Origin of the sequence: Mycobacterium sp. DL440, assembly GCF_011745145.1 — a bacterium.
Classification (GTDB): domain Bacteria; phylum Actinomycetota; class Actinomycetes; order Mycobacteriales; family Mycobacteriaceae; genus Mycobacterium.
Window position 1 is genome coordinate 2494818 of the sequence record NZ_CP050191.1, and the last position, 25156, is coordinate 2519973.

Genomic DNA, 25156 nt, shown 5'->3' on the forward strand with positions numbered 1-25156 from the left:
TTTTTGGCCACATTCTTTTTCCCGTTTAGGGTGTGGTTGTTGTTTTTTTGATGCCAGTTTGTTGGTGTCTTTTGTTTGTGATCGGATTTTTCTGATTGAATTCTGCCTGGTTTTTGGACTGGGAAGTTTTTGTTTGGAGAGTTTGATTCTGGCTCAGGACGAACGCTGGCGGCGTGCTTAACACATGCAAGTCGAACGGAAAGGCCCTTCGGGGTACTCGAGTGGCGAACGGGTGAGTAACACGTGGGTGATCTGCCCTGCACTTTGGGATAAGCCTGGGAAACTGGGTCTAATACCGAATATGACCACACTCTTCCTGGTGTGTGGTGGAAAGCTTTTGCGGTGTGGGATGGGCCCGCGGCCTATCAGCTTGTTGGTGGGGTAATGGCCTACCAAGGCGACGACGGGTAGCCGGCCTGAGAGGGTGACCGGCCACACTGGGACTGAGATACGGCCCAGACTCCTACGGGAGGCAGCAGTGGGGAATATTGCACAATGGGCGCAAGCCTGATGCAGCGACGCCGCGTGAGGGATGACGGCCTTCGGGTTGTAAACCTCTTTCAATAGGGACGAAGCGCAAGTGACGGTACCTATAGAAGAAGGACCGGCCAACTACGTGCCAGCAGCCGCGGTAATACGTAGGGTCCGAGCGTTGTCCGGAATTACTGGGCGTAAAGAGCTCGTAGGTGGTTTGTCGCGTTGTTCGTGAAAACTCACAGCTTAACTGTGGGCGTGCGGGCGATACGGGCAGACTAGAGTACTGCAGGGGAGACTGGAATTCCTGGTGTAGCGGTGGAATGCGCAGATATCAGGAGGAACACCGGTGGCGAAGGCGGGTCTCTGGGCAGTAACTGACGCTGAGGAGCGAAAGCGTGGGGAGCGAACAGGATTAGATACCCTGGTAGTCCACGCCGTAAACGGTGGGTACTAGGTGTGGGTTTCCTTCCTTGGGATCCGTGCCGTAGCTAACGCATTAAGTACCCCGCCTGGGGAGTACGGCCGCAAGGCTAAAACTCAAAGAAATTGACGGGGGCCCGCACAAGCGGCGGAGCATGTGGATTAATTCGATGCAACGCGAAGAACCTTACCTGGGTTTGACATGCACAGGACGCCAGTAGAGATATTGGTTCCCTTGTGGCCTGTGTGCAGGTGGTGCATGGCTGTCGTCAGCTCGTGTCGTGAGATGTTGGGTTAAGTCCCGCAACGAGCGCAACCCTTGTCTCATGTTGCCAGCACGTAATGGTGGGGACTCGTGAGAGACTGCCGGGGTCAACTCGGAGGAAGGTGGGGATGACGTCAAGTCATCATGCCCCTTATGTCCAGGGCTTCACACATGCTACAATGGCCGGTACAAAGGGCTGCGATGCCGTGAGGTGGAGCGAATCCTTTCAAAGCCGGTCTCAGTTCGGATCGGGGTCTGCAACTCGACCCCGTGAAGTCGGAGTCGCTAGTAATCGCAGATCAGCAACGCTGCGGTGAATACGTTCCCGGGCCTTGTACACACCGCCCGTCACGTCATGAAAGTCGGTAACACCCGAAGCCGGTGGCCTAACCCCTTGTGGGAGGGAGCCGTCGAAGGTGGGATCGGCGATTGGGACGAAGTCGTAACAAGGTAGCCGTACCGGAAGGTGCGGCTGGATCACCTCCTTTCTAAGGAGCACCACGAGACTGCGGCCCGCCCACATCGTGTGGGGGTTCGGTGATCGCAGCGATTCGTTGGATGGACCGTTTTGACCTGTAGTGGGTCCGGTTCTGGTGCACTCAACAAACTTAGCGTGGGATGCGGGAAAGCATCTGCGGAGAATCATCAGACACACTATTGGGCTTTGAGACAACAGGCCCGTTTTTCCCCGGCCCCTGTGTGGGGTGGGAGGCGTGTTGTTGCTCCATCTTTGGTGGTGGGGTGTGGTGTTTGATTTGTGGATAGTGGTTGCGAGCATCTAGCACGCAAAATGTGTGGTCTCACCTCTTTGTGGGTGGGGCCTGGTTTTGTGTGTCATTGATGTGCAATTTCTTTTGAAACTCATTTTTGGTGTTTGTGTTGTAAGTGTTTAAGGGCGCATGGTGGATGCCTTGGCACTGGGAGCCGATGAAGGACGTTGGAGGCTGCGATATGCCTCGGGGAGCTGCCAACCGAGCGTTGATCCGAGGATGTCCGAATGGGGAAACCCAGCACGAGTGATGTCGTGTTACCCACTACTGAATACATAGGTAGTGGGAGGGAACGCGGGGAAGTGAAACATCTCAGTACCCGTAGGAAGAGAAAACAAAAGTGATTCCGTGAGTAGTGGCGAGCGAAAGCGGAGGATGGCTAAACCGTATGCATGTGATACCGGGTAGGGGTTGTGTGTGCGGGGTTGTGGGACCTGTTTTTCCAGTTCTGCCTGACTGGAGGGTAGTGAGAAAATGTCGTGGTTAACGGAAGTGGTTTGGGATGACCTGCCGTAGACGGTGAGAGCCCGGTACGTGAAAACCTGACATCTGCCTTGAACAGTGTTCCCGAGTAGCAGCGGGCCCGTGAAATCTGCTGTGAATCTGCCGGGACCACCCGGTAAGCCTGAATACTTCCCAGTGACCGATAGCGGATTAGTACCGTGAGGGAATGGTGAAAAGTACCCCGGGAGGGGAGTGAAATAGTACCTGAAACCGTGCGCTTACAATCCGTCAGAGCCCTCCTTCGTGGTGGGGTGATGGCGTGCCTTTTGAAGAATGAGCCTGCGAGTCAGGGACATGTCGCGAGGTTAACCCGTGTGGGGTAGCCGCAGCGAAAGCGAGTCTGAATAGGGCGTATCCACACAACAGTGTGTGGTGTAGTGGTGTGTTCTGGACCCGAAGCGGAGTGATCTACCCATGGCCAGGGTGAAGCGCGGGTAAGACCGCGTGGAGGCCCGAACCCACTTAGGTTGAAGACTGAGGGGATGAGCTGTGGGTAGGGGTGAAAGGCCAATCAAACTCCGTGATAGCTGGTTCTCCCCGAAATGCATTTAGGTGCAGCGTCACATGTTTCTTGTTGGAGGTAGAGCTACTGGATGGCCGATGGGCCCCACAGGGTTACTGACGTCAGCCAAACTCCGAATGCCGACAAGTCCAAGAATGTGGCAGTGAGACGGCGGGGGATAAGCTCCGTGCGTCGAGAGGGAAACAGCCCAGATCGCCGGCTAAGGCCCCTAAGCGTGTACTAAGTGGAAAAGGATGTGCAGTCGCGAAGACAACCAGGAGGTTGGCTTAGAAGCAGCCACCCTTGAAAGAGTGCGTAATAGCTCACTGGTCAAGTGATTGTGCGCCGATAATGTAGCGGGGCTCAAGTACACCGCCGAAGCCGCGGCAACGAACCTTGTGTTCGTTGGGTAGGGGAGCGTCCTGCATCCGGTGAAGCAGCAGAGTGATCTAGCTGTGGAGGGTGTGGGAGTGAGAATGCAGGCATGAGTAGCGAATAGGCAAGTGAGAACCTTGCCCGCCGAAAGACCAAGGGTTCCTGGGCCAGGCCAGTCCTCCCAGGGTGAGTCGGGACCTAAGGCGAGGCCGACAGGCGTAGTCGATGGACAACGGGTTGATATTCCCGTACCCGTGTATGTGCGTCCATGATGAATCCATTGTGCTAACCATCCAAAACCGTCGTGACCGATCCCTTCGGGGTGAGGCGTTGACGGGGCTGCGTGGGACCCCGGTGGGTAGTAGTCAAGCGATGGGGTGACGCAGGAAGGTAGCCGTACCAGTCAGTGGTTGTACTGGGGTAAGCCGGTAGGGAGTCAGATAGGCAAATCCGTCTGACATATATCCTGAGAGGTGATGCATAGCCGTTTGAGGCGAATTCGGTGATCCTATGCTGCCAAGAAAAGCCTCTAGCGAGGACATACACGGCCCGTACCCCAAACCAACACAGGTGGTCAGGTAGAGAATACTAAGGCGTACGAGTGAACTATGGTTAAGGAACTCGGCAAAATGCCCCCGTAACTTCGGGAGAAGGGGGACCCCCATATCGTCAAGGCTTTTGCGGCCGGCAGCGGGAGGGGGTGGCACAAACCAGTGAGAAGCGACTGTTTACTAAAAACACAGGTCCGTGCGAAGTCGCAAGACGATGTATACGGACTGACGCCTGCCCGGTGCTGGAAGGTTAAGAGGACCCGTTAACCCTTCGGGGTGAAGCGGAGAATTTAAGCCCCAGTAAACGGCGGTGGTAACTATAACCATCCTAAGGTAGCGAAATTCCTTGTCGGGTAAGTTCCGACCTGCACGAATGGCGTAACGACTTCTCAACTGTCTCAACCATAGACTCGGCGAAATTGCACTACGAGTAAAGATGCTCGTTACGCGCGGCAGGACGAAAAGACCCCGGGACCTTCACTACAACTTGGTATTGGTGCTCGATACGGTTTGTGTAGGATAGGTGGGAGACTGTGAAATTCACACGCCAGTGTGGGTGGAGTCATTGTTGAAATACCACTCTGATCGTATTGGGCCTCTAACCTCGGACCGTATATCCGGTTCAGGGACAGTGCCTGGTGGGTAGTTTAACTGGGGCGGTTGCCTCCCAAAATGTAACGGAGGCGCCCAAAGGTTCCCTCAACCTGGACGGCAATCAGGTGTTGAGTGTAAGTGCACAAGGGAGCTTGACTGCGAGACATACATGTCGAGCAGGGACGAAAGTCGGGACTAGTGATCCGGCACCTCTGAGTGGAAGGGGTGTCGCTCAACGGATAAAAGGTACCCCGGGGATAACAGGCTGATCTTCCCCAAGAGTCCATATCGACGGGATGGTTTGGCACCTCGATGTCGGCTCGTCGCATCCTGGGGCTGGAGCAGGTCCCAAGGGTTGGGCTGTTCGCCCATTAAAGCGGCACGCGAGCTGGGTTTAGAACGTCGTGAGACAGTTCGGTCTCTATCCGCCGCGCGCGTCAGAAGCTTGAGGAAATCTGTCCCTAGTACGAGAGGACCGGGACGGACGAACCTCTGGTATACCAGTTGTTCCACCAGGAGCACCGCTGGATAGCCACGTTCGGACAGGATAACCGCTGAAAGCATCTAAGCGGGAAACCCCCTCCAAGACCAGGCTTCTCACCCTTTTAGAGGGATAAGGCCCCCCGCAGACCACGGGATTGATAGACCAGACCTGGAAGCCCAGCAATGGGTGCAGGGAACTGGCACTAACCGGCCGAAAACTTACAACAACCAACAAACAACCAACGTTTGATGAGTTTGAAGTAAGAACACACATCTGTCTCGCAACCACACCACACATCGCACACTGCACTTGTGTAGGGAACATGAACATCATGCCCCACCACCAAAACACAAGATTTGCACTCGAAAACGAGTGAATAAAGTTACGGCGGTCCATAGCGGCAGGGAAACGCCCGGTCCCATCCCGAACCCGGAAGCTAAGCCTGCCAGCGCCGATGATACTACCCTCTCGGGTGGAAAAGTAGGACACCGCCGAACACAAATTAAGAATCGCCCCCCACGTTTTTACGTGGGGGGCGATTCGCTTTTGATTTTCAATTTCCATAGCGCATTCGATTGATATTCGGGTGATTACACGCTGCGTCGGCGCTCACATAATTATGTCGGCCGTGGCTCCTGCCAGTATCCTTTGCGGGACGGGCGGGTAGAAAGGCACACGTGGTCGGAGACAGACAGGGCGACGCAGAGCGGCGCCCGCGGCGTGCATCGAACGACCGCGCATCGAGCAACAGTTCGGGCCCTCGGCGGCACTACGATCAGCGCGGGCGGGATCAACGTGCCGGCGCCCCCCGGACCTCCGGGCCGGGCCGGGCACGGTCGGCGCAGCCCACCGAGGACGGCGATCCCAGGCAGGACGGCCCGAGACTGCCGGCCGACGTCGAGGCGAAAGAACTCGCGCCCGATGTACGTCGGGAATTGATCACCCTGGACAAGACGACCGCGGATTTCGTCGCCCGCCACCTCGTGATGGCCGGGAAGCTGCTGGATGAGGATCCCGAGACGGCGCTGGCCCACGCTCGTGCCGCCCGCAACCGGGCCGGCCGGATCGCGGTGGTGCGTGAGGCCGTCGGTATCGCGGCGTATCACAGCGGTGACTGGGCCCAGGCGCTCGCCGAGCTGCGTGCGGCGAGGCGGATGGGCAGCAAGTCGGCCCTGCTGCCGATGATCGCGGACTGCGAGCGCGGTGTCGGACGGCCCGAGCGGGCACTGGAACTGGCCCGCGGCGACGAGGCGCTCGCGCTCACCGGCGAGGATGCCGACGAGCTTCGCATCGTCACGGCTGGTGCACGTTCAGACCTCGGGCAGTTCGAGCAGGCATTGGCCATTCTGTCCTCCCCGCCGCTGGACCCGACCAGTGTGGGCCCGACCGCGGCCCGGCTGTTCTACGTTTACGCCGACACTCTGCTGGCGGTGGGACGTGGCGAGGAGGCCCTGCAATGGTTCGTCCACGCCGAGCAGGCTGACATCGACGGGATCACCGACGCGGAAGACCGGATCACGGAGCTGTCCTGACGTGACCACGCTTGCACGGCAACATGATTGCCTGCTGCTCGACCTCGATGGCACGGTGTTTCGCGGGCATGAGCCCACTGTGGGTGCACTGGAGAGCTTGTCCGGGCTGGACGCACGGGTGCTGTATGTCACCAACAATGCGTCGCGAGCGCCTGAGCAGGTCGCCGAGCATCTGCGTGAACTCGGCTTCGCCGCCGAATCCGACGACGTGGTGACCAGTGCGCAGAGTGCGGCGCACCTGCTGGCCGCCCATTTGCCGGTGGACTCAGCGGTTCTCGTCGTCGGGACGGATGCACTTGCCGGTGAGGTGAGCAAGGTCGGACTGCGGCCGGTTCGGACGTTCGACGAGGGTCCAGTCGCGGTGGTGCAGGGGCATTCGCCGACTACCGCATGGCCGGATCTGGCCGAGGCGGCACTCGCTATTCGCGCCGGCGCGCTGTGGGTGGCGGCCAACGCGGATCTGACGCTGCCGTCCGAGCGTGGCCTGCTGCCGGGCAACGGCTCGATGGTGGCGGCATTGCGGGTGGCGACCGGCCAGGAGCCATTGGTGGCCGGAAAGCCCCAACCGACTTTGATGAACGATGCCCTCAGCCGTGGGACGTTCGCGACGCCGCTGGTTGTGGGGGATCGGCTCGACACCGATATCGCCGGCGCCGTCGCGGCGGGGTTGCCGAGTCTCATGGTGCTCACCGGCGTCAGCACGGCCGGCGACGCGGTGCGTGCGGTTCCTGCCGAGCGCCCCGGGTACCTGGTCCCGGATCTGCGGGGGCTGCACGCGGATGCCGACGCGCTGCGCATCGCGGCGCAGCCGGCCTGGCGGATCGAGATCGACCGGGACACGGTGACCGTGCATGCCACCGGGCAGGATCCCCGGGACGACCTGTCGGTGGTACGGGCTACGGCGCATGCGGTCTGGAGCGCGGACCTCGACCACGCCGCTTTCACGGTGTCGGCCGGCGACGACACGGCCCGTCGCGCGCTGCAACGTTGGTCCTTGCTGTCGGTACCCATCGACTAGCGTGAGTGTCGCTATGAGTACCGATCCCGACGAACTGCGTGCCCAGGTCGCTGCGGTGTTGGCCGATGTGCCGGATCCGGCGGCGGACCCCTCTGCACTCGAAGGCAGGGACATCGACGTGGTGGCCGCGCGGCTCGAGCAGGCCCACGATCTGCTGGTGGCTGCCCTTGAATCCGTCGACAGGGGGCAACCAGGCGGACCGCAGGCGACCGGAAGGTGAGCGTCGGTGGCGCGGCGCGCTCGCGTTGATGCCGAGCTGGTGCGGCGGGGTCTGGCCCGGTCACGCCAGCAGGCGGCAGAGATGATCGAGGCCGGGCGCGTACGGATCGACGGTATGCCGGCGGCCAAACCGGCCACCGCGGTCGCCCCGGACACCAACATCACCGTGATCGCCACCGCGGAACGGACCTGGGTCTCGCGTGGCGCGCACAAACTGATCGGTGCGCTCGATGCGTTCGACGTCGCTGTCGAGGGCCGGCGCTGTCTTGATGCCGGGGCCTCCACCGGCGGCTTCACCGAGGTGCTGCTCGATCGTGGTGCCGCGGAGGTGGTGGCTGCCGATGTGGGCTATGGACAACTGGCCTGGCCGCTGCGGTCCGACGAACGGGTACACGTGCTGGAGCGCACGAATGTGCGGGAGCTGACCCCTGAGGCGATCGGCGGGCAGGTGCAGCTGATCGTGGCCGACCTGTCCTTCATATCGCTGGCCACGGTTCTTCCGGCGCTGACGGCCTGCGCGTCCGCCGACGCCGATATCGTTCCGATGGTGAAACCGCAGTTCGAGGTCGGCAAGGATCGCGTCGGCGCGGGCGGCGTGGTGTCCGATCCCGCATTACGCATCGACGCGGTGTGCACGGTCGCCCGCAAGGCGGCCGCATTGCAGTGGCATGCTGTCGATGTGACGGCCAGCCCGCTCCCCGGACCCTCGGGCAATGTCGAGTACTTCCTGCACCTGCGTGCCCAGAGCAACCGTCCGCTGGACGGCGAATTGCTCGAACAGGCAGTGCGGCGGGCGGTCGAGGAGGGTCCGCAATGACGGCTGAACGCACGATCCTGCTGGTGGTGCACACCGGCCGGGACGAGGCGACTGAAGTCGCCCGCCGGGTGGAAAAGGTGCTCGGCGACAACGGCATTGGTCTGAAGGTGCTTTCGGCGGAGGCCGTCGACCGCGGGCCGCTGCATCTGGCGCCCGATGACATGCGCGCGCTCGGTGTCGACATCGAGGTGGTCGACGCCGAGGAGCGCGCGGCCGAAGGCTGCGAGCTGGTTCTGGTGCTCGGCGGGGACGGCACCTTTCTGCGGGCCGCTGAGCTCGCGCGCAATGTCGAGATCCCGGTGCTGGGAGTCAATCTGGGCCGCATCGGATTCCTGGCCGAGGCCGAGGCCGAGGCCATCGACCACGTACTGGACAGCGTCATCGGGCGTGATTACCGCGTCGAGGAGAGGATGACCCTCGACATTTCGGTGCGGGTGGGTACCGATGTGGTGAATCGCGGCTGGGCGCTCAACGAGGCGAGCCTGGAGAAGGGCCCTCGGCTAGGAGTGCTCGGCGTGGTCTTGGAGGTGGACGGACGACCGGTGTCGTCGTTCGGCTGCGATGGCGTGCTGGTGTCGACCCCCACGGGATCCACTGCCTACGCGTTCTCGGCGGGCGGCCCGGTGCTGTGGCCGGACCTGGAGGCGATTCTGGTGGTGCCCAACAATGCTCACGCACTGTTCGCCCGTCCGATGGTCACCAGCCCGCTGGCCAGTATCGCGATCGAGATCGAGGCAAGCGGCAACGATGCCCTGGTGTTCTGTGACGGTCGCCGTCAAATGGTGGTACCGGCCGGAGGCCGGCTGGAAGTGACCCGCTGCGGTACGCCGCTGAAGTGGGTGCGGCTGGACTCGGCGCCGTTCACCGATCGGTTGGTACGCAAGTTCCGGCTGCCGGTCACCGGATGGCGGGGGCAGTAGATACCTGTGCTGTCGGAGATCCGTATCGAGTCATTGGGCGCCATCAGTGCCGCCACCGCGGAGTTCGACCGCGGGTTGACCGTGCTGACCGGGGAAACGGGCACCGGTAAGACGATGGTGGTGACCAGCCTGCACCTACTCGGCGGGGCCCGAGCGGACGCGACCAGGGTCCGTTCGGGATCTGACCGGGCCGTGGTGGAAGGCCGGTTCAGCACAATCGAACTCGGTGAGGACGTGTCCGGGAGGGTCGAGGAGATCCTGGAATCCTCCGGCGCTGAGCGTGATGATGACGGCAGTGTGATCGCGGCCCGTTCGGTGAGCCGGGCCGGACCGTCTCGGGCATATCTGGGCGGCCGCAGCGTGCCGGCCAAATCCTTGAGCAGTTTCACCGCCCAGGTGCTGGCGTTGCACGGCCAGAACGACCAGTTGCGGTTGATGCGGCCCGACGAGCAGCGGGCGGCACTGGACCGCTTCGCCGAGGTGGACAAGCCGCTGACCCGCTACCGGCGCATCCGCGACGAATGGCTGGCAGCGCGTCGTGACCTGACGGACCGTCGGCGCCGGGCCCGAGAACTGGCCCAGGAGGCCGACCGGCTCAGCTTCGGCATCCACGAGATCGACGCGGTCGCACCGCAACCCGGTGAGGACGAGGCGATCGTCGCTGACATCCGTCGTCTTTCGGAACTTGACGCGCTGCGCGAAGCGGCGCAGACCGCCCGCTTCGCGTTGTCCGGCGAGCTCGACGAGCCCACGGAGTCGACCTCCGCGGCCGACGGCGTGGGCCGGGCGCAGGCCGCGCTGGAATCCACCGATGATTCGGCGCTACAGGCACTGGCGGTCCGTCTGGCCGAGGCGATGGCGGTGATCGGTGACGTATCCGGCGAGCTCGGAGACTATCTCTCCGAATTGCCCAGCGATGCCAGCACTTTGGAGACGAAACTGGCGCGCCAGGCCGAGCTGCGCACGCTCACCCGCAAGTACGCCGCCGACGTCGACGGCGTGTTGGAGTGGTCGCGTGATGCCGCAGAGCGGTTGGCGCAGCTCGATGTGTCCGAGGAGAGTCTGGCTGCCCTCGACGGCAAGGTCGCCGAGCTGGAGGCGCAGTTGGTCACGGCTGCAGGCGAACTCACCAAGGCCAGGTCCAAGGCGGCCAAGGGGCTGGCCAAGGCGGTGACCGCGGAACTCGCCGGCCTGGCCATGGCCAATGCGGTGTTCACCATCGGGGTGGCGCCGATGCCGGCAAGGGCAGACGATTCCGCGCCGGTGACCATGCCGGACGGAGCGCTGCTGCACGCCGGTCACGACGGCGTGGACGCGGTCGAGTTCGGGTTCACCGCACACCGTGGCACCGATGTGCTGCCGCTGGCCAAGAGCGCCTCCGGTGGTGAGCTGTCCCGCGTGATGCTCGCTCTCGAGGTGGTGCTGTCGGTGTCGACGGCGGGCACCACGATGGTCTTCGACGAGGTCGACGCCGGGGTCGGCGGCCGGGCCGCGGTGCAGATCGGCCGGCGGCTGGCCCGGCTGGCGCGGACCCACCAGGTCATCGTGGTGACCCACCTGCCTCAGGTCGCGGCATTCGCCGATGCCCACCTACTGGTCGACAGCGGTGACGGCCGCGCCAAGTCCAGCGGTGTGCGGCGCATCGACGACGAGGACCGGGTCGCCGAATTGGCCCGGATGCTGGCCGGACTGGGGGAGTCCGACAGCGGCCGGGCACATGCCAGGGAGCTGCTCGAGGCCGCTCAGCAGGAGCGCAGCGCAGGCTGACCCGGGTTGGCCGGAGATAACTCGGCGGTGCTCCACCGCAACGGGCTGACGTGGGTCAACTCGACCACCTCGGAGACCGTGAAGTCGATCGCGCATTGTGCTCCGGTCGTCGAATCGGCTTTGTCCCAGCCGATTTCAGCGGTTCCGGTGAGCTGAACGGTTGATCCCGAGGACCAGTCGACCACCAACAGCCCGCACCTCGGATTGGCGCTGATGTTGCCCAGCGTCATGAACATGGAATTCCCGCGATAGTCCGGCCAGCGCAGGCGCCGGGGTGAGAGCACCTGCAGAAAGCCGGGATTGCCGCCGCGGTGTGACGCGTCGGCGTTGCCTGCCGCATCCGCCGAACCGATGAAGAAGGTGTCGGCAGTGGCGATGAGCTCTTGCTGTCGGTCGGTCAGTGACTCGCCACGCTGCATTTCGGGCAACTCCATCGAGGCTCGCACCTCGGCGATGTGCCTGCGAGAGATGTACTTCGGGCAGTTCGAATACACCTGATCGGTGTGGATCCGCAGGCCCGTGCCCACCGGTTCGGCGGAGCCGTTGACCCGCATCCGGCGTCGGGTCTGCGGTTCGATGGCGATCATCCCCATCTGCTGTCCGCTGCCCAGCACATCGCGGACCGGATCGCCCGGCGCAGGCAGCGCTTCCAGCAGGATCGTGCGCGGATCGTCGGCGTGGACGAAGCCGGGTGGGCCGGCGATCAGACTGGCCCAGACCCGGCCTCCGTCGTCGGCCGCGGCGACCACGATCATCGGCTGTTCGGAGAGGAATGCGGCGGCGGCCGCTGGAACTTCCGTGCGGATCATCCGGCTGACGCGTGCGGCGATGGTCTCCTGCCCCATCTGCCGCTGCACCGCCAACTCACCCGAGTGATACATGTTCTCCTACTCCGCTCAGAAGAATCCGCAGGTGGGGGCCGATCCGTTTGGTGCGGGAGCCGTCTGCGCCCCACTCGCCGCGTACACCTCGAGCCGGGTTCCGTCCGGGTCGGTGAAGAAGATGCCACCGGATGCGGTGCCCTCACCGTGCGCGACGACACCGTCGTGCGCGAACTCGGCGCCAAGGGTTTTCAGTGCTGCCTCGACGGTCCGAACCTCGTCGATGCTGGCCGCCTCGAACGAAAGATGGTGCAGGCCTGGTGTTTCCGTGGAGAACCTACCGTTGCTCTGCTGCCAGAGCGTCAGCCGCAGCGCGCCGCCGGCTCCCAGGAAGGCATACCGGTGCTCGCCCTCGTTGTTGACGGCCAGCGGTTCGAAGCCGAGGGCCGTTCGGTAGAAGGCGACGGAGCGGTCCAGATCGGTGACGTTGATGCCGACGTGTCCGGTGGCGAGCTGGGGCGTGGTGGTCCCGGTCATGCAGTCCTCCCAAATGGCTAACCGATGTACATGATTACATAGGTTATGGCGGATTCAGGGCCGGCGTCAACCGCCTAATCGAATTTCAACGGTTAGTTCGGCGGGTGACCGTTGGTGTCGGCGGCGCGTGGTTACCCTCAGGTATGCGTGATCCGCGCCCGCATGTCGGCGAACCTCTTGCGCTGGATCTGCTGAACACCCGGTGGATGTCGGCGGACGGACCGCAGGACCTGCTCGCTGATGCCGAAGGCCTGCGGTGCTGGTTGCTGGCCAACGGCCTGGGTGACCGCTGCGAGGCTGACGAGAAGTCGCGGGTCGCACTGGTCGCGGCCCGCGAGGCGATCCTGCGGGCCCTGCAGGCGGGATCCGTCGACGAGGTGAATGAGGTGCTGGAACGGGGCCGGATCCGGCGCACGCTGACAGCGTCGGGGCCTGTCGAGGCCGCCGATGTGTCACAGCCGGAATGGCTGGCCGGCTGGCTGGCCGCAGATGACTTGTTGCGGTTGCTGGGCGAGGTCCCCGACCGCATCAAGCAGTGTGCGCACCCGCACTGCATTCTGTGGTTCCACGACACCTCCAAGAACGGGGCGCGACGCTGGCACTCGATGGCCACGTGTGGCAACCGCGCGAAGGCGGCGCGGCACTATGCAGCGAAGCGCGATTGATACCGATTGGCTGTTACTGATGTGACAAAAGCCAACTTGTGAGGCTGGTGTTACGGCGCGCCTCCGCCTCCTGACCGGCGATGCCCGACAGAATCGGCGCATGAAGATGTCCACGCTGCTCACTCGCAATGCCAGTACGCGTCCCGGAGTGACCGGCACGGCGCGAGTGGACCGCGACATCGATCGGCTGCTGCGCCGCGTCGGCCCCGGCGACATCGTCGTCCTCGACGCCCAGGATCTGGACCGGATCACGGCCGATGCGCTTGTCGAGGCCCAGATCGCCGGTGTCGTCAACGCCTCGCCGTCCATCTCGGGGCGCTATCCGAACCTGGGGCCGGAAGTGCTCGTCGCCAATGGTGTGATGCTGATCGACGAGGCCGGGCCGGATGTCTTCCGCAAGATCAAGGACGGGGCGCGGATCCGCCTGAACAACGGCGGCGTCTACTCCGGTGACCGACGCATCGCGGTGGGTACCGAGCGCAACGATCAAGAGATCCACGAGTTGATGCACGACGCCAAGAGCGGTCTGGTGGCGCATCTGGAGGCGTTCGCGGGCAACACCATCGAGTTCATCCGCAGCGAGAGCCCGCTACTCATCGACGGCATCGGAATCCCGAACATCGACGTGGACCTGCACCGCCGCCACGTGGTGATCGTCGCCGAGGAACCCGACGCGGCCGAGGACCTCAAGGCGCTCAAGCCCTTCATCAAGGAGTACCAACCGGTGCTGGTCGGCGTCGGGGCCGGCGCGGACGTACTGCGCAAGGCCGGATACCGTCCCGCGCTGATCGTCGGCGACCCGGACAAGATGAGCGTCGAGGTGCTGCGGTGCGGTGCCCAGGTGGTGCTGCCCGCCGACGCCGACGGCCATGCCGCCGGGCTGGAACGAATCCAGGACCTCGGGGTGGGTGCGATGACCTTCCCTGCCGCGGGATCGGCGGCCGACCTGGCGCTACTGCTGTGTGATCACCACGGGGCGTCACTGATCGTGACGGCCGGTCACACCGCCTCGATCGAGGAGTTCTTCGACCGCTCGCGCCAGCGCAGCAACCCGTCGACGTTCTTGACCCGGTTGAAGGTCGGCGAGAAGCTCGTCGACGCCAAGGCGGTCGCGACCCTCTACCGCAGCCGGGTGTCCGGCGGGGCGATCGCGCTGCTGGTGCTGGCCATGCTGGTGGCCGTGGTCGTCGCGCTGTGGGTGTCGCGCGCAGACGGTGCCATATTCGATTGGGTTGTCGAGTACTGGAACCGCTTCACGCTCTGGGTGCAGGGCCTGGTCAGCTGAGTGGTAGGTGAGCTGTGATCACGCTACGTGCACACGCGATCTCGTTGGCGTCGGTGTTCCTGGCGCTGGCAATCGGGGTGGCACTGGGTTCGGGGCTGCTGTCGAACACGGTGCTGTCGGGTCTTCGTGACGACAAGTTGGAACTGCAGCACCAGATCGACACGCTCACCGACGGTAAGAATGCGTTGAATGAAAAGCTCAATGCCGCAGGAGAATTCGACGCACAGATGGCGCCCCGGATGGTGCGCGACGCATTGAAGGACAAGTCGGTGGTGGTGTTCCGCACCCCGGATGCCGTCGACGGCGACGTCGACGCCGTGTCGCGGTTCGTCCGCGACGCCGGCGGCACGGTGACCGGGAAAATCGCACTCACGAGCGAGTTCGTCGAAGCGAATTCGGCCGACAAACTACTTTCCGTGGTCAACTCGCCGATCGTGCCGGCCGGCAAACAGTTGAGCACCGCGGCGGTGGACCAGGGGTCTCAGGCCGGCGACCTGTTGGGCATCACGCTGCTGATCGACCGGAACCCGGCCGCAGCACCCGTCGATGACATGCAGCGGCAGACCGTGCTCACTGCGCTGCGCGACACCGGATTCCTGACCTATGACGATCCACACATCGGCGCGGCCAACACGGCGCTGATCGTGACCGGAGGCGGGCTGGGTGAAGACGGCGGCAACCGCGGCGCGACCATGGCCCGCTTCGCCGCCGGCCTGGCTCCGCACGGCACCGGGACGGTGCTCGTGGGGCGTTCGGGGGCGGCCTCTGGGACCGGACCGGTGGCCGTGACCAGGTCGGATGCCGGCTTGACCGCGATGGTCACCACAGTGGACGACGCCGATTCCAGCGCCGGTCAGATCACCGCGGTCCTGGCGCTGAGCGACCTCGCGGGCGGGGGGAAGCCTGGCAAGTACGGAACCGGGCAGGGTGCGACGTCGGTGACCGTCCCGCAATAGGCGGGTTTTGCCCGGGTGCGCGCGGCGCGCCAGCGACGGCTTGTCGGCGTCGGTGTTAAGGTGAACTTCCGTGGGTCGGCAGGCCACAGCTGGTTTATTGATTCCCTGCCCGTCGTCACGGAGGATGCTTTTGCCCGCCTTACGCAAGCACCCGCACACCGCCACCAAACACCTCTTCGTCACCGGTGGCGTGGCGTCTTCACTCGGTAAAGGATTGACCGCCTCGAGCCTGGGTCAGCTGCTGACCGCGCGGGGACTGCAGGTGACAATGCAGAAGCTCGACCCCTATCTGAACGTCGATCCCGGCACCATGAACCCGTTCCAGCACGGTGAGGTGTTCGTGACCGAGGACGGCGCCGAGACCGACCTCGACGTCGGCCACTACGAGCGATTCCTCGACCGCGACCTGTCCCAGTCGGCCAACGTCACCACTGGTCAGGTCTACTCGTCGGTGATCGCCAAGGAACGCCGCGGTGAGTACCTGGGCGACACCGTGCAGGTGATTCCCCACATCACCGACGAGATCAAGAGCCGCATCCTGGCGATGGCCGAGCCCGACGCGACCGGTCACCGTCCCGACATCGTGATCACCGAAATCGGCGGCACGGTCGGCGACATCGAGTCGTTGCCGTTCCTGGAGGCCGCCCGTCAGGTGCGCCACGAGGTGGGCCGGGACAACTGCTTCTTCCTGCACGTGTCGCTGGTGCCGTACCTGGCCCCGTCCGGTGAGCTCAAGACCAAGCCCACGCAGCATTCGGTGGCCGCGCTGCGCAGTATCGGTATCACCCCCGACGCACTGATCCTGCGATGTGACCGCGACGTGCCCGAGCCACTGAAGAACAAGATCGCGCTGATGTGCGACGTCGACATCGACGGGGTGATCTCCACCCCGGACGCGCCCTCGATCTACGACATCCCCAAGGTGCTGCACCGTGAGGAACTCGACGCGTACGTGGTGCGCCGGCTGAATCTGCCTTTCCGCGATGTCGACTGGACTGAGTGGGACGATCTGCTGCGCCGGGTGCACGAACCGCACGAGACGGTCCGGATTGCCTTGGTGGGCAAGTACATCGACCTCTCGGACGCCTACCTGTCGGTGGCCGAGGCGCTGCGCGCCGGCGGCTTCAAACACCGCGCCAAGGTGGAGATCCGGTGGGTGGCCTCCGATGACTGTGAGACCGACGCCGGCGCGGCGGCTGCGTTGTCCGATGTCGACGGGGTGCTCATTCCCGGCGGGTTCGGTATCCGCGGCATCGAGGGCAAGCTCGGGGCGATCTCCTTCGCCCGTAAACGCGGCCTGCCGGTGCTGGGTCTGTGTCTGGGACTGCAGTGCATCGTGATCGAGGCGGCCCGGTCGGTCGGCATCGCCGGCGCCAACTCTGCCGAGTTCGATCCGAAGACCCCGGATCCGGTGATCTCCACGATGGCCGATCAGAAGGACGTCGTCGCCGGCGAGGCCGACCTTGGCGGCACCATGCGACTGGGTGCGTACCCCGCAGTGCTGGAAGCCGGGTCCATCGTGTCGGAGGCCTATCAGGCCACCGAGGTATCCGAACGGCATCGGCACCGCTTCGAGGTCAACAACGCCTACCGGGACCGGATCGCCGAGAGCGGTCTGCGGTTCAGCGGCACCTCGCCCGACGGACACCTGGTGGAGTTCGTGGAGTACGACTCGAAGATCCACCCATTCCTGGTCGGGACGCAGGCCCACCCGGAGCTCAAGAGCCGGCCGACGCGGCCGCATCCGCTGTTCGCGGCATTCATCGGCGCATCACTGGCCTACAAGGCCGAGGAACGGCTGCCCGGGATGGAGCTTCCCGAGCAGTTCGACGAGGACGGTCGGGAAGCAGAAGCCGGCGAAAGTCCTTTGGGCGAAGCCGAAGCCGCTTCTCTTGGCTGAACACGACTTCGAGACCCTGGCCAGCGAAACCGTCTACGTCGGAAACATTTTCGCGCTGCGTGCGGACGAGGTCAGCATGCCCGGCGGCGGGTCGGCCCGGCGCGAGGTCGTCGAGCACTATGGTGCGGTCGCTGTGGTGGCCCTCGACGAGGACGGCAATGTGGTACTGGTGTACCAGTACCGTCACCCGCTGGGGCGTCGGCTCTGGGAACTGCCTGCCGGCCTCCTCGACCTGGGCGGGGAACCTCCGGAGGTGACCGCCGCGCGCGAACTCTCCGAAGAGGTCGGTCTGGCCGCCGCGCACTGGCGGGTGCTGGTGGACCTCGATTCGACGCCAGGGTTCTCCGACGAGAGCGTCAGGATCTTCCTGGCCACAGGGTTGACCGACATCGGCCGTCCCGAGGCCGAGCACGAGGAAGCTGACATGGTTGTCGAGCGGGTGCCGCTGGGGGAGGCCGTGCGGCGGGTGTTCTCCGGCGACATCGTGAATGGTATTGCGGTGGCAGGCATTCTGGCCGCGCACGCGATGCCCGACGCGGAGGCGCTACGACCGGTCGAAGCGGTGTGGACCGACCAGCCGACAGCGTTCAGGCGGCGCAAAGGTCTGTTATGACCACACCGTCGCCCCTCCGATCGGCCCTCGACGACCAACTGCAGGGCTACCTCGATCACCTGACGATCGAGCGGGGCGTGGCGGCCAACACCTTGAGTTCGTACCGGCGCGATCTGCGCCGTTATGCCGAACACCTGACCAAGCGTGGAATCGAGGACCTGGCCGCGGTGGCGGAGGCCGATGTCAGCGACTTCCTGATTGCCCTGCGTCGGGGCGACCCCGAATCGGGAGTGACCGCGCTGTCGGCGGTTTCGGCGGCCAGGGCCGTGGTCGCAGTCCGCGGACTGCACCGGTTCGCCACGGCCGAGGGCATCACCGAACTGGATGTCGCCCGCGGGGTCAAACCGCCCACCCCCAGTCGTCGGCTGCCCAAGAGCCTCACCCTCGACGAGGTGCTCGCCTTGCTCGAGGCCGCCGGCGGGGAGAGCGAGGCCGACGGTCCGCTGACGCTGCGTAACCGTGCACTGCTGGAACTGCTGTACTCCACCGGTGCCCGCATCTCCGAGGCGGTCGGACTCGACGTCGACGACATCGACACGCACGCGCGTTCGGTGCTGCTGCGCGGCAAGGGCGGTAAGCAGCGGCTCGTACCCATCGGACGCCCGGCGGTCACTGCGCTCGACGCGTACCTGGTGCGGGGGCGTCCGGATCTGGCCCGCCGGGGCCGCGGCACCCCCGGAATCTTCCTCAACGCCCGCGGCGGCCGGCTGTCCCGCCAGAGTGCCTGGCAGGTGTTGCAGGATGCGGCCGCTCGGGCCGGCATCACCTCGGCAGTGTCGCCGCACACGTTGCGGCACTCGTTCGCGACGCACCTGCTCGACGGTGGCGCCGACGTGCGCGTCGTACAGGAACTGCTGGGCCACGCTTCGGTCACCACTACGCAGATCTACACCATGGTCACCGTGCACACGCTGCGCGAGGTATGGGCGGGTGCACACCCGCGCGCGCGTTAACCCAGATACTCCGACTCCAGCACCAGATCGGGCAGCAGGGTCTGGTATTCGGCATGTGTCTTGTGCTGGGTGGTGTCCCACAGCGAGCCCTGATGCGCACTCATGTAGGCCAGGTACTTCGGCGCCCCCGGCAGCTTCACGTTGTCGGCCACCACGATCGAGCCCCGGTGCAGCCAACCGCGGTCCAGCAGGCTCTGCAGGTCCGGCAGGTAGGCGTTCTTGTCGTGGTCGAGGAACACGAAATCCAGCCCGCCGGTGTCGAACCCGCTCGCAACGAGCGCGTCCAGCGTGCGACCGCCGTCACCGATGGTCCCGACGACGCAGGTGATCCGGTCGGCCACCCCGGCGTGGGTCCAGATGCGTCGCGCGATGTCGGCGTTGGTGGGGGAGAACTCGACCGAGAACACCCGGGCAGCGGGCGCGGCGCGGGCGATGCGCATCGCGCCGTAACCGCAGTAGGTGCCCAGCTCGAGCGCCAGGCGCGGGTTGGCCCGGACGACTGCGGAGTCGAGCAGCGCACCCTTCTCGTCGCCGACGTTGATCAGGAACGACTTCTCGTAGGCGAACTTGTCGATGGTGGCGATGGCGTCGTCGAGGTCACCCGCGCGGGCGTTGGCCACGACATAGTCGGCGGCCGCGGCCTCCCTGCCATCGCCCCACTGCCCGGTCCGGGCGAAGTGTCTGGCGCCGATTCCCATCCGGATGAACGACCACCGCAACAGCGGTAGCCGCTGTTTGAGACTCATGACGCACACCATATGCGCCGGTTTGCCCGCGGGTCTGCCCGTTCTGGCTGCGTACCGACGTTAAACTTGCCGGGATGTATGCCGAGACTGCGGGATGCCCGACCAGGAGTGGTGGGGTATGACCGACGACGGCGGACATGACGGGCTGTTCGAACACAGCTCACCCGAACTCGGCCTGACCGGCCGGCCTCCGCGAGACATCCCCGAACCGCCGGCCCGTTCGACACACGGCCCGGCCAAGGTCATCGCGATGTGCAATCAGAAGGGCGGGGTTGGCAAGACCACCTCGACCATCAACCTGGGTGCCAGCCTGGCCGAGTACGGTCGCCGGGTGCTGCTGGTGGACCTCGATCCGCAGGGCGCGCTGTCGGCGGGCCTCGGGGTGCCGCACTACGAGCTCGAGCACACTGTGCACAACCTGCTGATCGAACCGCGGGTGTCCATCGATGAGGTGGTGATCAAGACCCGGGTCAGCGGCATGGACCTGGTGCCCAGCAACATCGACCTGTCGGCCGCCGAGATCCAGCTGGTCAACGAGGTCGGCCGCGAGCAGTCCCTGGCCCGGGCCCTCTACCCGGTGCTCGACCGCTACGACTACGTGCTGATCGACTGCCAGCCCTCGTTGGGTCTGCTCACGGTCAACGGGCTGGCCTGCGCCGACGGTGTGATCATCCCCACCGAATGCGAGTACTTCTCGCTGCGCGGATTGGCTCTGCTGACCGACACCGTGGCCAAGGTCCACGACCGGCTCAACCCGAAACTGTCCATCAGCGGCATCCTGGTCACCCGCTACGACCCGCGCACGGTCAACGCACGCGAGGTCATGGCCCGGGTGGTGGAACGGTTCGGCGACCTGGTGTTCGACACCGTGATCACCCGGACCGTGCGTTTCCCGGAGACCAGCGTGGCCGGCGAGCCGATCACCACCTGGGCGCCCAAATCGGGCGGTGCCGTCGCCTACCGGTCGCTGGCGCGCGAAGTCATCGACCGGTTCGGCGCGTGAACGATGTCCTGAACACCCCGGCCACTCCGACCGGCGATCCTGCCGAACCAGCTGCCGCGGCCGGGGATGAGCCCGCCACCGGTGATCAGCAGAACCGCTTCCAGGTTCGGCTCACCAACTTCGAGGGACCGTTCGACCTGCTGTTGCAGCTGATATTCGCGCACCGCCTCGATGTCACCGAGGTCGCATTGCACCAGGTCACCGATGATTTCATCGCCTACACCAAGGAGATCGGCGCCCGGCTCGAACTCGACGAGACCACGACGTTCCTGGTGATCGCGGCCACGCTGCTGGATTTGAAGGCGGCCCGGCTGCTGCCGTCGGGCGAGGTCCACGACGAGGAAGATCTCGCCCTGCTAGAGGTCCGTGACCTCTTGTTCGCGCGGCTGCTGCAGTACCGGGCGTTCAAGCATGTCGCGTTGATGTTCGCCGAACTGGAGGCCGCGGCGCTGCGCAGCTACCCGCGTGCAGTGTCGCTGGAGGACCGTTTCTCCGACCTGCTGCCCGAGGTGATGCTCGGCGTCGATGCCGGCAAGTTCGCCGAGATCGCGGCCGCCGCCTTCACCCCGCGTCCGGTGCCCACAGTCGGCATCGATCACATTCATGCGCCCAAGGTTTCGGTGCCTGAACAGGCGCACCGCATCATCGCCCTGCTCGAACAGCGCGGGATCGGCGAATGGGCCAGTTTCTCCGAACTGGTGGCCGAGTGCACGGACGGATTGCAGATCGTCGGCAGCTTCCTGGCGCTGCTCGAACTGTTCCGGGCCAGGGCGGTAGCATTCGAGCAACCAGAAGCGCTTGGAGTGCTCCAGATTTCGTGGACCGGAGATCGGCCGACCAGCGAACATCTGGCAACCGCTGATGCGGAAGAATAGCGAGAACAATGACTGACGAGATCTCCGATTCCGGAGAGCGGTCCGATGATGCCCCGGGTGATGTGATCCCGGTCGGAGATGACCTGGGCGTCGACGTGGCGACGGTTCCCGAGCTTGAGGACGGTGAACTGGGCGCGGTGCTCGAAGCGCTGCTGCTGGTGGTGGACACCCCGGTGACGGTGGATGCGCTGGCCTCGGCCACCGAACAGCCCGCGTACCGGGTGATGGCCAAGCTGCGCCTGATGGCCGAGGACTTCGGCGCGCGTGACAGCGGCATCGATCTGCGCGAGGCCGCGGGGGGCTGGCGGATGTACACCCGAGCGCGCTATGCCCCGTACGTCGAGCGGCTGCTGCTCGACGGCGCCAGGTCCAAGCTGACCCGGGCGGCGCTGGAGACCCTCGCGGTGGTGGCCTACCGGCAGCCGGTGACCCGGGCGCGGGTGAGCGCGGTGCGCGGTGTCAACGTGGACGCGGTGATACGCACGCTGGTGGCACGTGGCCTGATCACCGAGGCGGGCACCGATTCGGATTCGGGTGCGGTGATGTTCGCCACCACCGAATTGTTCCTGGAACGGCTGGGCTTGTCCTCGCTGACCGATCTGCCAGACATCGCGCCGCTGCTGCCCGATGTCGACGTGATCGACGATCTGAGCGAATCACTCGGCGACGAGCCGCGTTTCGCCAAACTCAACGGCGGCTCACCCGGCAGCAATCAGCCGCTGGCCTTCGACGTGGACAAGGACTGACATGGCTGAAGAAGGCGTACGGCTGCAGAAAGTGTTATCCCAGGCGGGAATTGCCTCCCGGCGGGTGGCTGAGCGGATGATCACCGACGGCCGCGTCGAGGTGGACGGCAGATTGGTGACTGAGCTCGGTACGCGGGTCGACCCGGCGGTCGCCGAGATCCGGGTGGACGGCTCACGGGTGGTCATCGATGACACGCTCGTCTATCTGGCGATCAACAAGCCGATCGGCATGCTGTCCACGATGTCCGACGAGCGTGGCCGCCCGTGCGTGGGAGATCTGGTGGAGCACCGGGTTCGGGGCAACAAGAAGCTGTTTCACGTCGGCCGCCTCGACGCCGACACCGAGGGGCTGCTGCTGCTGACCAACGATGGGGAGCTCGCGCACCGGCTGATGCACCCGTCGTACGAGATCCCCAAGACCTACGTGGCGACCGTGGTCGGTACGGTGCCGCGCGGGCTCGGGAAAAAGCTGCGCACCGGCGTCGAACTCGACGACGGCCCGGCACACGTCGACGACTTCGCGGTGGTGGACACGGTTCCCGGCAAGACTCTGGTGAAGGTCACCCTGCACGAGGGCCGCAACCGCATCGTGCGGCGCATGCTGGCCGCGGTGGATTTCCCGGTGCAGGAACTGGTCCGCACCGACATCGGTTCGGTGGCGCTGGGGGACCAGCGGCCGGGCAGTATCAGGGCGCTCAGCCGCAAGGAAATCGGCGAGCTTTATCAGGCGGTGGGAATGTGAGCGGATCTCTGGTGGTGGCGGTCGATGGACCGGCGGGGACCGGAAAGTCTTCGGTTTCAAGAAGTTTGGCGCAAGCCCTGGGAGCGAGCTACCTGGACACCGGCGCGATGTACCGCATCGTCACGTTGGCGGTCCTGCGCGCCGGGGCCGACCTGGACGATGCCGCGGCGATCGACGCGGTGGCCTCAGGTGCGGTGATCGGTGTGGGCTCGGATCCCGGTGAGGACCGCGCGTTCCTGGCCGGCGAAGACGTCTCGGACGAGATTCGCGGTGACGAGGTGACCCGCGCGGTCTCTGCGGTCTCGGCGGTACCTCAGGTGCGTGCCCGGTTGGTCGATCTGCAGCGCGAGTTGGCGTCTGCGGGTGGACGCGTGGTGGTCGAGGGCCGCGACATCGGAACTGTCGTGCTGCCCACGGCCGACGTCAAGATCTTCCTGACCGCCTCGGCCGAGGAGCGGGCCCGGCGTCGCAATGCCCAGAACCTCGCCAGCGGCCTGCCCGACGACTACGCGACCGTGCTCGCCGATGTGCAGCGGCGCGACCGCCTGGACTCCACGCGGGCCGTTTCCCCGCTGCGGGCAGCCGAGGATGCGCTGGTGGTCGACACCAGTGAGATGGACCAAACACAGGTCGTGGCATACCTTCTCGACCTGGTGACCCAGCATGCGGGGGTGCGCCGATGAGCTCCGATGGTGACGGCACCTGGTCGGACGAGAGCGACTGGGAGTTCAGCGACGAGGTCGCCGAGGTTCTCGAGGAGGCCGCCGCGCCGCCTCCGGTGCTGGCCGTGGTCGGCCGGCCCAATGTGGGGAAATCCACTCTGGTGAACCGGATCCTGGGGCGTCGCGAAGCCGTCGTGCAGGACATTCCCGGGGTGACCCGCGACCGGGTGTCCTATGACGCGAACTGGCTGAACCGCCGTTTCATGGTGCAGGACACCGGGGGATGGGAACCCGATGCCAAGGGTCTGCAGCAGTTGGTGGCCGACCAGGCGCTGGTGGCGATGCGCACTGCCGACGCGATCATCCTGGTGGTCGACGCGGTCGTCGGTGCCACCTCGGCCGACGAGGCGGCGGCCCGGATGCTGCGTAAGTCGGGCAAGCCGGTTTTCTTGGCGGCCAACAAGGTTGACACGCAGCGCGGTGAGTCCGACGCCGCGGCACTGTGGTCGCTTGGTATCGGCGAGCCGCACGCGATCAGCGCCATGCACGGCCGGGGCGTGGCCGATTTGCTGGACGTGGTGATGGAAAAGCTGCCGACCGTCTCGGAGGTGGCCGGCGGCGGTGTCGGCGGCCCGCGCCGGGTGGCGCTGGTGGGCAAGCCGAACGTGGGCAAGAGCTCCCTGCTGAACCGGCTGGCCGGTGACGAGCGTTCGGTGGTGCACGACGTCGCGGGCACCACGGTCGATCCCGTCGACTCGCTGATCGAATTAGGCGGCAAGACTTGGCGTTTCGTCGACACCGCGGGTTTGCGCCGCAAGGTCGGGCAGGCCAGTGGGCACGAGTTCTACGCCTCGGTGCGCACCCACGGTGCGATCGATGCGGCCGAGGTGGCGATCATGCTGATCGATGCCTCCCAGCCGCTGACCGAGCAGGACTTGCGGGTGCTGTCGATGGTCATCGAGGCCGGGCGTGCACTGGTCGTCGCGTTCAACAAATGGGACTTGGTCGACGAGGACCGGCGCTACCTGCTGGACAAAGAGATCGACCGTGAGCTGGCACAGGTGCAGTGGGCGCCGCGGGTCAACATCTCGGCCATGACCGGCCGGGCGGTGCAGAAGCTGGTGCCGGCGCTGGAGACATCACTGGCGTCCTGGGACAAGCGGATCTCGACCGGTCAGCTCAACAACTTCCTCAAAGAGATCGTGGCCGCAACGCCGCCGCCGGTGCGCGGCGGCAAGCAGCCCAAGATCCTGTTCGCCACCCAGGCAGCCACCCGGCCGCCGACCTTCGTGCTGTTCACCTCCGGGTTCCTGGAGGCCGGCTACCGCCGGTTCCTGGAGCGCCGCCTGCGTGAGACGTTCGGATTCGAGGGCAGCCCGGTGAAGATCAACGTCCGGGTCCGGGAGAAGCGCGGAGCACCCAAGAAGAAGCGCTGAA

At 65.0% G+C, this 25156-nt stretch carries 21 protein-coding genes and 3 rRNA genes; 21 read left to right on the forward strand and 3 right to left on the reverse strand.

The features are described 5' to 3' along the window. The first annotated feature begins 130 nt into the window (after positions 1-130). The 9 genes from HBE63_RS12085 (at position 131) to recN (ending at position 11215) form a co-directional block, all read left to right on the forward strand. A 16S ribosomal RNA gene (locus HBE63_RS12085) occupies positions 131-1650 on the forward strand. 391 nt (positions 1651-2041) lie between these two features. Continuing rightward, a 23S ribosomal RNA gene (locus tag HBE63_RS12090) occupies positions 2042-5168 on the forward strand. 157 nt (positions 5169-5325) lie between these two features. After that, a 5S ribosomal RNA gene (gene rrf, locus HBE63_RS12095) occupies positions 5326-5439 on the forward strand. The 16S, 23S and 5S rRNA genes sit together here, the layout of an rRNA operon. A 180-nt stretch (positions 5440-5619) precedes the next feature. Further along, a complete protein-coding gene (locus tag HBE63_RS12100; RefSeq protein WP_166904958.1) occupies positions 5620-6474 on the forward strand; it encodes a tetratricopeptide repeat protein in 855 nt (284 codons plus the stop codon). Position 6475: 1 nt separating this feature from the next. Continuing rightward, complete coding sequence (locus HBE63_RS12105; RefSeq protein WP_166904959.1) at positions 6476-7492, forward strand: HAD-IIA family hydrolase; 1017 nt, start codon at positions 6476-6478, stop codon at positions 7490-7492. 13 nt (positions 7493-7505) lie between these two features. Further along, entirely contained in the window at positions 7506-7712 is a 207-nt protein-coding gene (locus HBE63_RS12110; RefSeq protein ID WP_166904960.1) for a hypothetical protein, read from the forward strand. A 6-nt stretch (positions 7713-7718) separates the two neighbouring features. Further along, positions 7719-8528: a TlyA family RNA methyltransferase gene (locus HBE63_RS12115; protein ID WP_166904961.1), complete on the forward strand. Its 810-nt coding sequence runs from the start codon at positions 7719-7721 to the stop codon at positions 8526-8528. Beyond that, positions 8525-9448, forward strand: a complete 924-nt coding sequence (locus tag HBE63_RS12120) for an NAD kinase (RefSeq protein ID WP_166904962.1) — start codon at positions 8525-8527, stop codon at positions 9446-9448. Before HBE63_RS12115 ends, HBE63_RS12120 begins: the two co-directional genes overlap by 4 nt. A 6-nt stretch (positions 9449-9454) precedes the next feature. Then, complete coding sequence (recN, locus tag HBE63_RS12125) at positions 9455-11215, forward strand: DNA repair protein RecN (RefSeq protein WP_166904963.1); 1761 nt, start codon at positions 9455-9457, stop codon at positions 11213-11215. On the opposite strand, the gene HBE63_RS12130 is transcribed toward recN, so the two are convergent. Further along, positions 11191-12096, reverse strand: coding sequence for a pyridoxamine 5'-phosphate oxidase family protein (locus tag HBE63_RS12130; RefSeq protein WP_166904964.1), 906 nt, complete (start codon positions 12094-12096; stop codon positions 11191-11193). The genes recN and HBE63_RS12130 overlap by 25 nt on opposite strands. Positions 12097-12111: 15 nt before the next feature. Beyond that, the gene (locus HBE63_RS12135) at positions 12112-12573 is read right to left on the reverse strand and encodes a VOC family protein (RefSeq protein WP_166904965.1); all 462 of its coding nucleotides are present in this window, start codon (positions 12571-12573) and stop codon (positions 12112-12114) included. Positions 12574-12716: 143 nt separating this feature from the next. Between HBE63_RS12135 and HBE63_RS12140 the strand changes: the two genes are divergently transcribed. From HBE63_RS12140 to xerD, 6 genes are all read left to right on the forward strand, one after another. Further along, complete coding sequence (locus HBE63_RS12140) at positions 12717-13238, forward strand: CGNR zinc finger domain-containing protein (protein WP_166904966.1); 522 nt, start codon at positions 12717-12719, stop codon at positions 13236-13238. 100 nt (positions 13239-13338) lie between these two features. Beyond that, entirely contained in the window at positions 13339-14523 is a 1185-nt protein-coding gene (gene steA / locus HBE63_RS12145; RefSeq protein WP_166904967.1) for a putative cytokinetic ring protein SteA, read from the forward strand. A gap of 14 nt (positions 14524-14537) precedes the next feature. Then, positions 14538-15479 carry a copper transporter gene (locus HBE63_RS12150; protein ID WP_166904968.1) on the forward strand — a complete coding sequence of 314 codons (942 nt, stop codon included), beginning with the start codon at positions 14538-14540 and terminating at the stop codon, positions 15477-15479. A 124-nt stretch (positions 15480-15603) separates the two neighbouring features. Beyond that, entirely contained in the window at positions 15604-17379 is a 1776-nt protein-coding gene (locus HBE63_RS12155; RefSeq protein ID WP_166904969.1) for a CTP synthase, read from the forward strand. Further along, complete coding sequence (locus HBE63_RS12160; RefSeq protein WP_166904970.1) at positions 17372-17992, forward strand: NUDIX hydrolase; 621 nt, start codon at positions 17372-17374, stop codon at positions 17990-17992. Before HBE63_RS12155 ends, HBE63_RS12160 begins: the two co-directional genes overlap by 8 nt. After that, entirely contained in the window at positions 17989-18945 is a 957-nt protein-coding gene (gene xerD, locus HBE63_RS12165) for a site-specific tyrosine recombinase XerD (protein WP_166904971.1), read from the forward strand. The genes HBE63_RS12160 and xerD overlap by 4 nt, the downstream gene beginning before the upstream one ends. On the opposite strand, the gene HBE63_RS12170 is transcribed toward xerD, so the two are convergent. Then, positions 18942-19691 (reverse strand): O-methyltransferase, encoded by a 750-nt coding sequence (locus HBE63_RS12170; RefSeq protein ID WP_166904972.1) that lies wholly within the window; start codon positions 19689-19691, stop codon positions 18942-18944. The two genes, xerD and HBE63_RS12170, sit on opposite strands and share 4 nt — an antisense overlap. A 118-nt stretch (positions 19692-19809) precedes the next feature. Between HBE63_RS12170 and HBE63_RS12175 the strand changes: the two genes are divergently transcribed. Genes HBE63_RS12175 through der form a run of 6 tightly spaced genes read left to right on the forward strand, consistent with a single transcriptional unit; the run spans position 19810 to position 25155 of the window. Further along, complete coding sequence (locus HBE63_RS12175) at positions 19810-20694, forward strand: ParA family protein (RefSeq protein WP_166904973.1); 885 nt, start codon at positions 19810-19812, stop codon at positions 20692-20694. Further along, positions 20691-21569 (forward strand): segregation/condensation protein A, encoded by an 879-nt coding sequence (locus HBE63_RS12180; protein ID WP_166904974.1) that lies wholly within the window; start codon positions 20691-20693, stop codon positions 21567-21569. Before HBE63_RS12175 ends, HBE63_RS12180 begins: the two co-directional genes overlap by 4 nt. An 8-nt stretch (positions 21570-21577) precedes the next feature. Next, complete coding sequence (scpB, locus tag HBE63_RS12185) at positions 21578-22315, forward strand: SMC-Scp complex subunit ScpB (RefSeq protein WP_243858614.1); 738 nt, start codon at positions 21578-21580, stop codon at positions 22313-22315. Position 22316: 1 nt separating this feature from the next. After that, a complete protein-coding gene (locus HBE63_RS12190; RefSeq protein ID WP_166904975.1) occupies positions 22317-23057 on the forward strand; it encodes a pseudouridine synthase in 741 nt (246 codons plus the stop codon). Continuing rightward, positions 23054-23740, forward strand: coding sequence for a (d)CMP kinase (gene cmk, locus HBE63_RS12195; protein ID WP_166904976.1), 687 nt, complete (start codon positions 23054-23056; stop codon positions 23738-23740). The genes HBE63_RS12190 and cmk overlap by 4 nt, the downstream gene beginning before the upstream one ends. Continuing rightward, on the forward strand, positions 23737-25155 hold the full coding sequence (der, locus tag HBE63_RS12200; RefSeq protein ID WP_166904977.1) for a ribosome biogenesis GTPase Der: 1419 nt from the start codon (positions 23737-23739) through the stop codon (positions 25153-25155). Before cmk ends, der begins: the two co-directional genes overlap by 4 nt. Position 25156: the final 1 nt, after the last annotated feature.

Bases quoted from the DNA above. Each gene is read 5' to 3' on its own strand.
- steA (WP_166904967.1), top strand. From the start codon at position 13,339: ATGAAGATGTCCACGCTGCTCACTCGCAATGCCAGTACGCGTCCCGGA.
- HBE63_RS12130 (WP_166904964.1), bottom strand. From the start codon at position 12,096: ATGTATCACTCGGGTGAGTTGGCGGTGCAGCGGCAGATGGGGCAGGAG.
- HBE63_RS12190 (WP_166904975.1), top strand. From the start codon at position 22,317: ATGGCTGAAGAAGGCGTACGGCTGCAGAAAGTGTTATCCCAGGCGGGA.
- HBE63_RS12110 (WP_166904960.1), top strand. From the start codon at position 7,506: ATGAGTACCGATCCCGACGAACTGCGTGCCCAGGTCGCTGCGGTGTTG.
- HBE63_RS12140 (WP_166904966.1), top strand. From the start codon at position 12,717: ATGCGTGATCCGCGCCCGCATGTCGGCGAACCTCTTGCGCTGGATCTG.
- xerD (WP_166904971.1), top strand. From the start codon at position 17,989: ATGACCACACCGTCGCCCCTCCGATCGGCCCTCGACGACCAACTGCAG.
- HBE63_RS12120 (WP_166904962.1), top strand. From the start codon at position 8,525: ATGACGGCTGAACGCACGATCCTGCTGGTGGTGCACACCGGCCGGGAC.
- HBE63_RS12155 (WP_166904969.1), top strand. From the start codon at position 15,604: ATGCTTTTGCCCGCCTTACGCAAGCACCCGCACACCGCCACCAAACAC.
- HBE63_RS12170 (WP_166904972.1), bottom strand. From the start codon at position 19,691: ATGAGTCTCAAACAGCGGCTACCGCTGTTGCGGTGGTCGTTCATCCGG.
- HBE63_RS12175 (WP_166904973.1), top strand. From the start codon at position 19,810: ATGACCGACGACGGCGGACATGACGGGCTGTTCGAACACAGCTCACCC.
- scpB (WP_243858614.1), top strand. From the start codon at position 21,578: ATGACTGACGAGATCTCCGATTCCGGAGAGCGGTCCGATGATGCCCCG.
- HBE63_RS12135 (WP_166904965.1), bottom strand. From the start codon at position 12,573: ATGACCGGGACCACCACGCCCCAGCTCGCCACCGGACACGTCGGCATC.
- der (WP_166904977.1), top strand. From the start codon at position 23,737: ATGAGCTCCGATGGTGACGGCACCTGGTCGGACGAGAGCGACTGGGAG.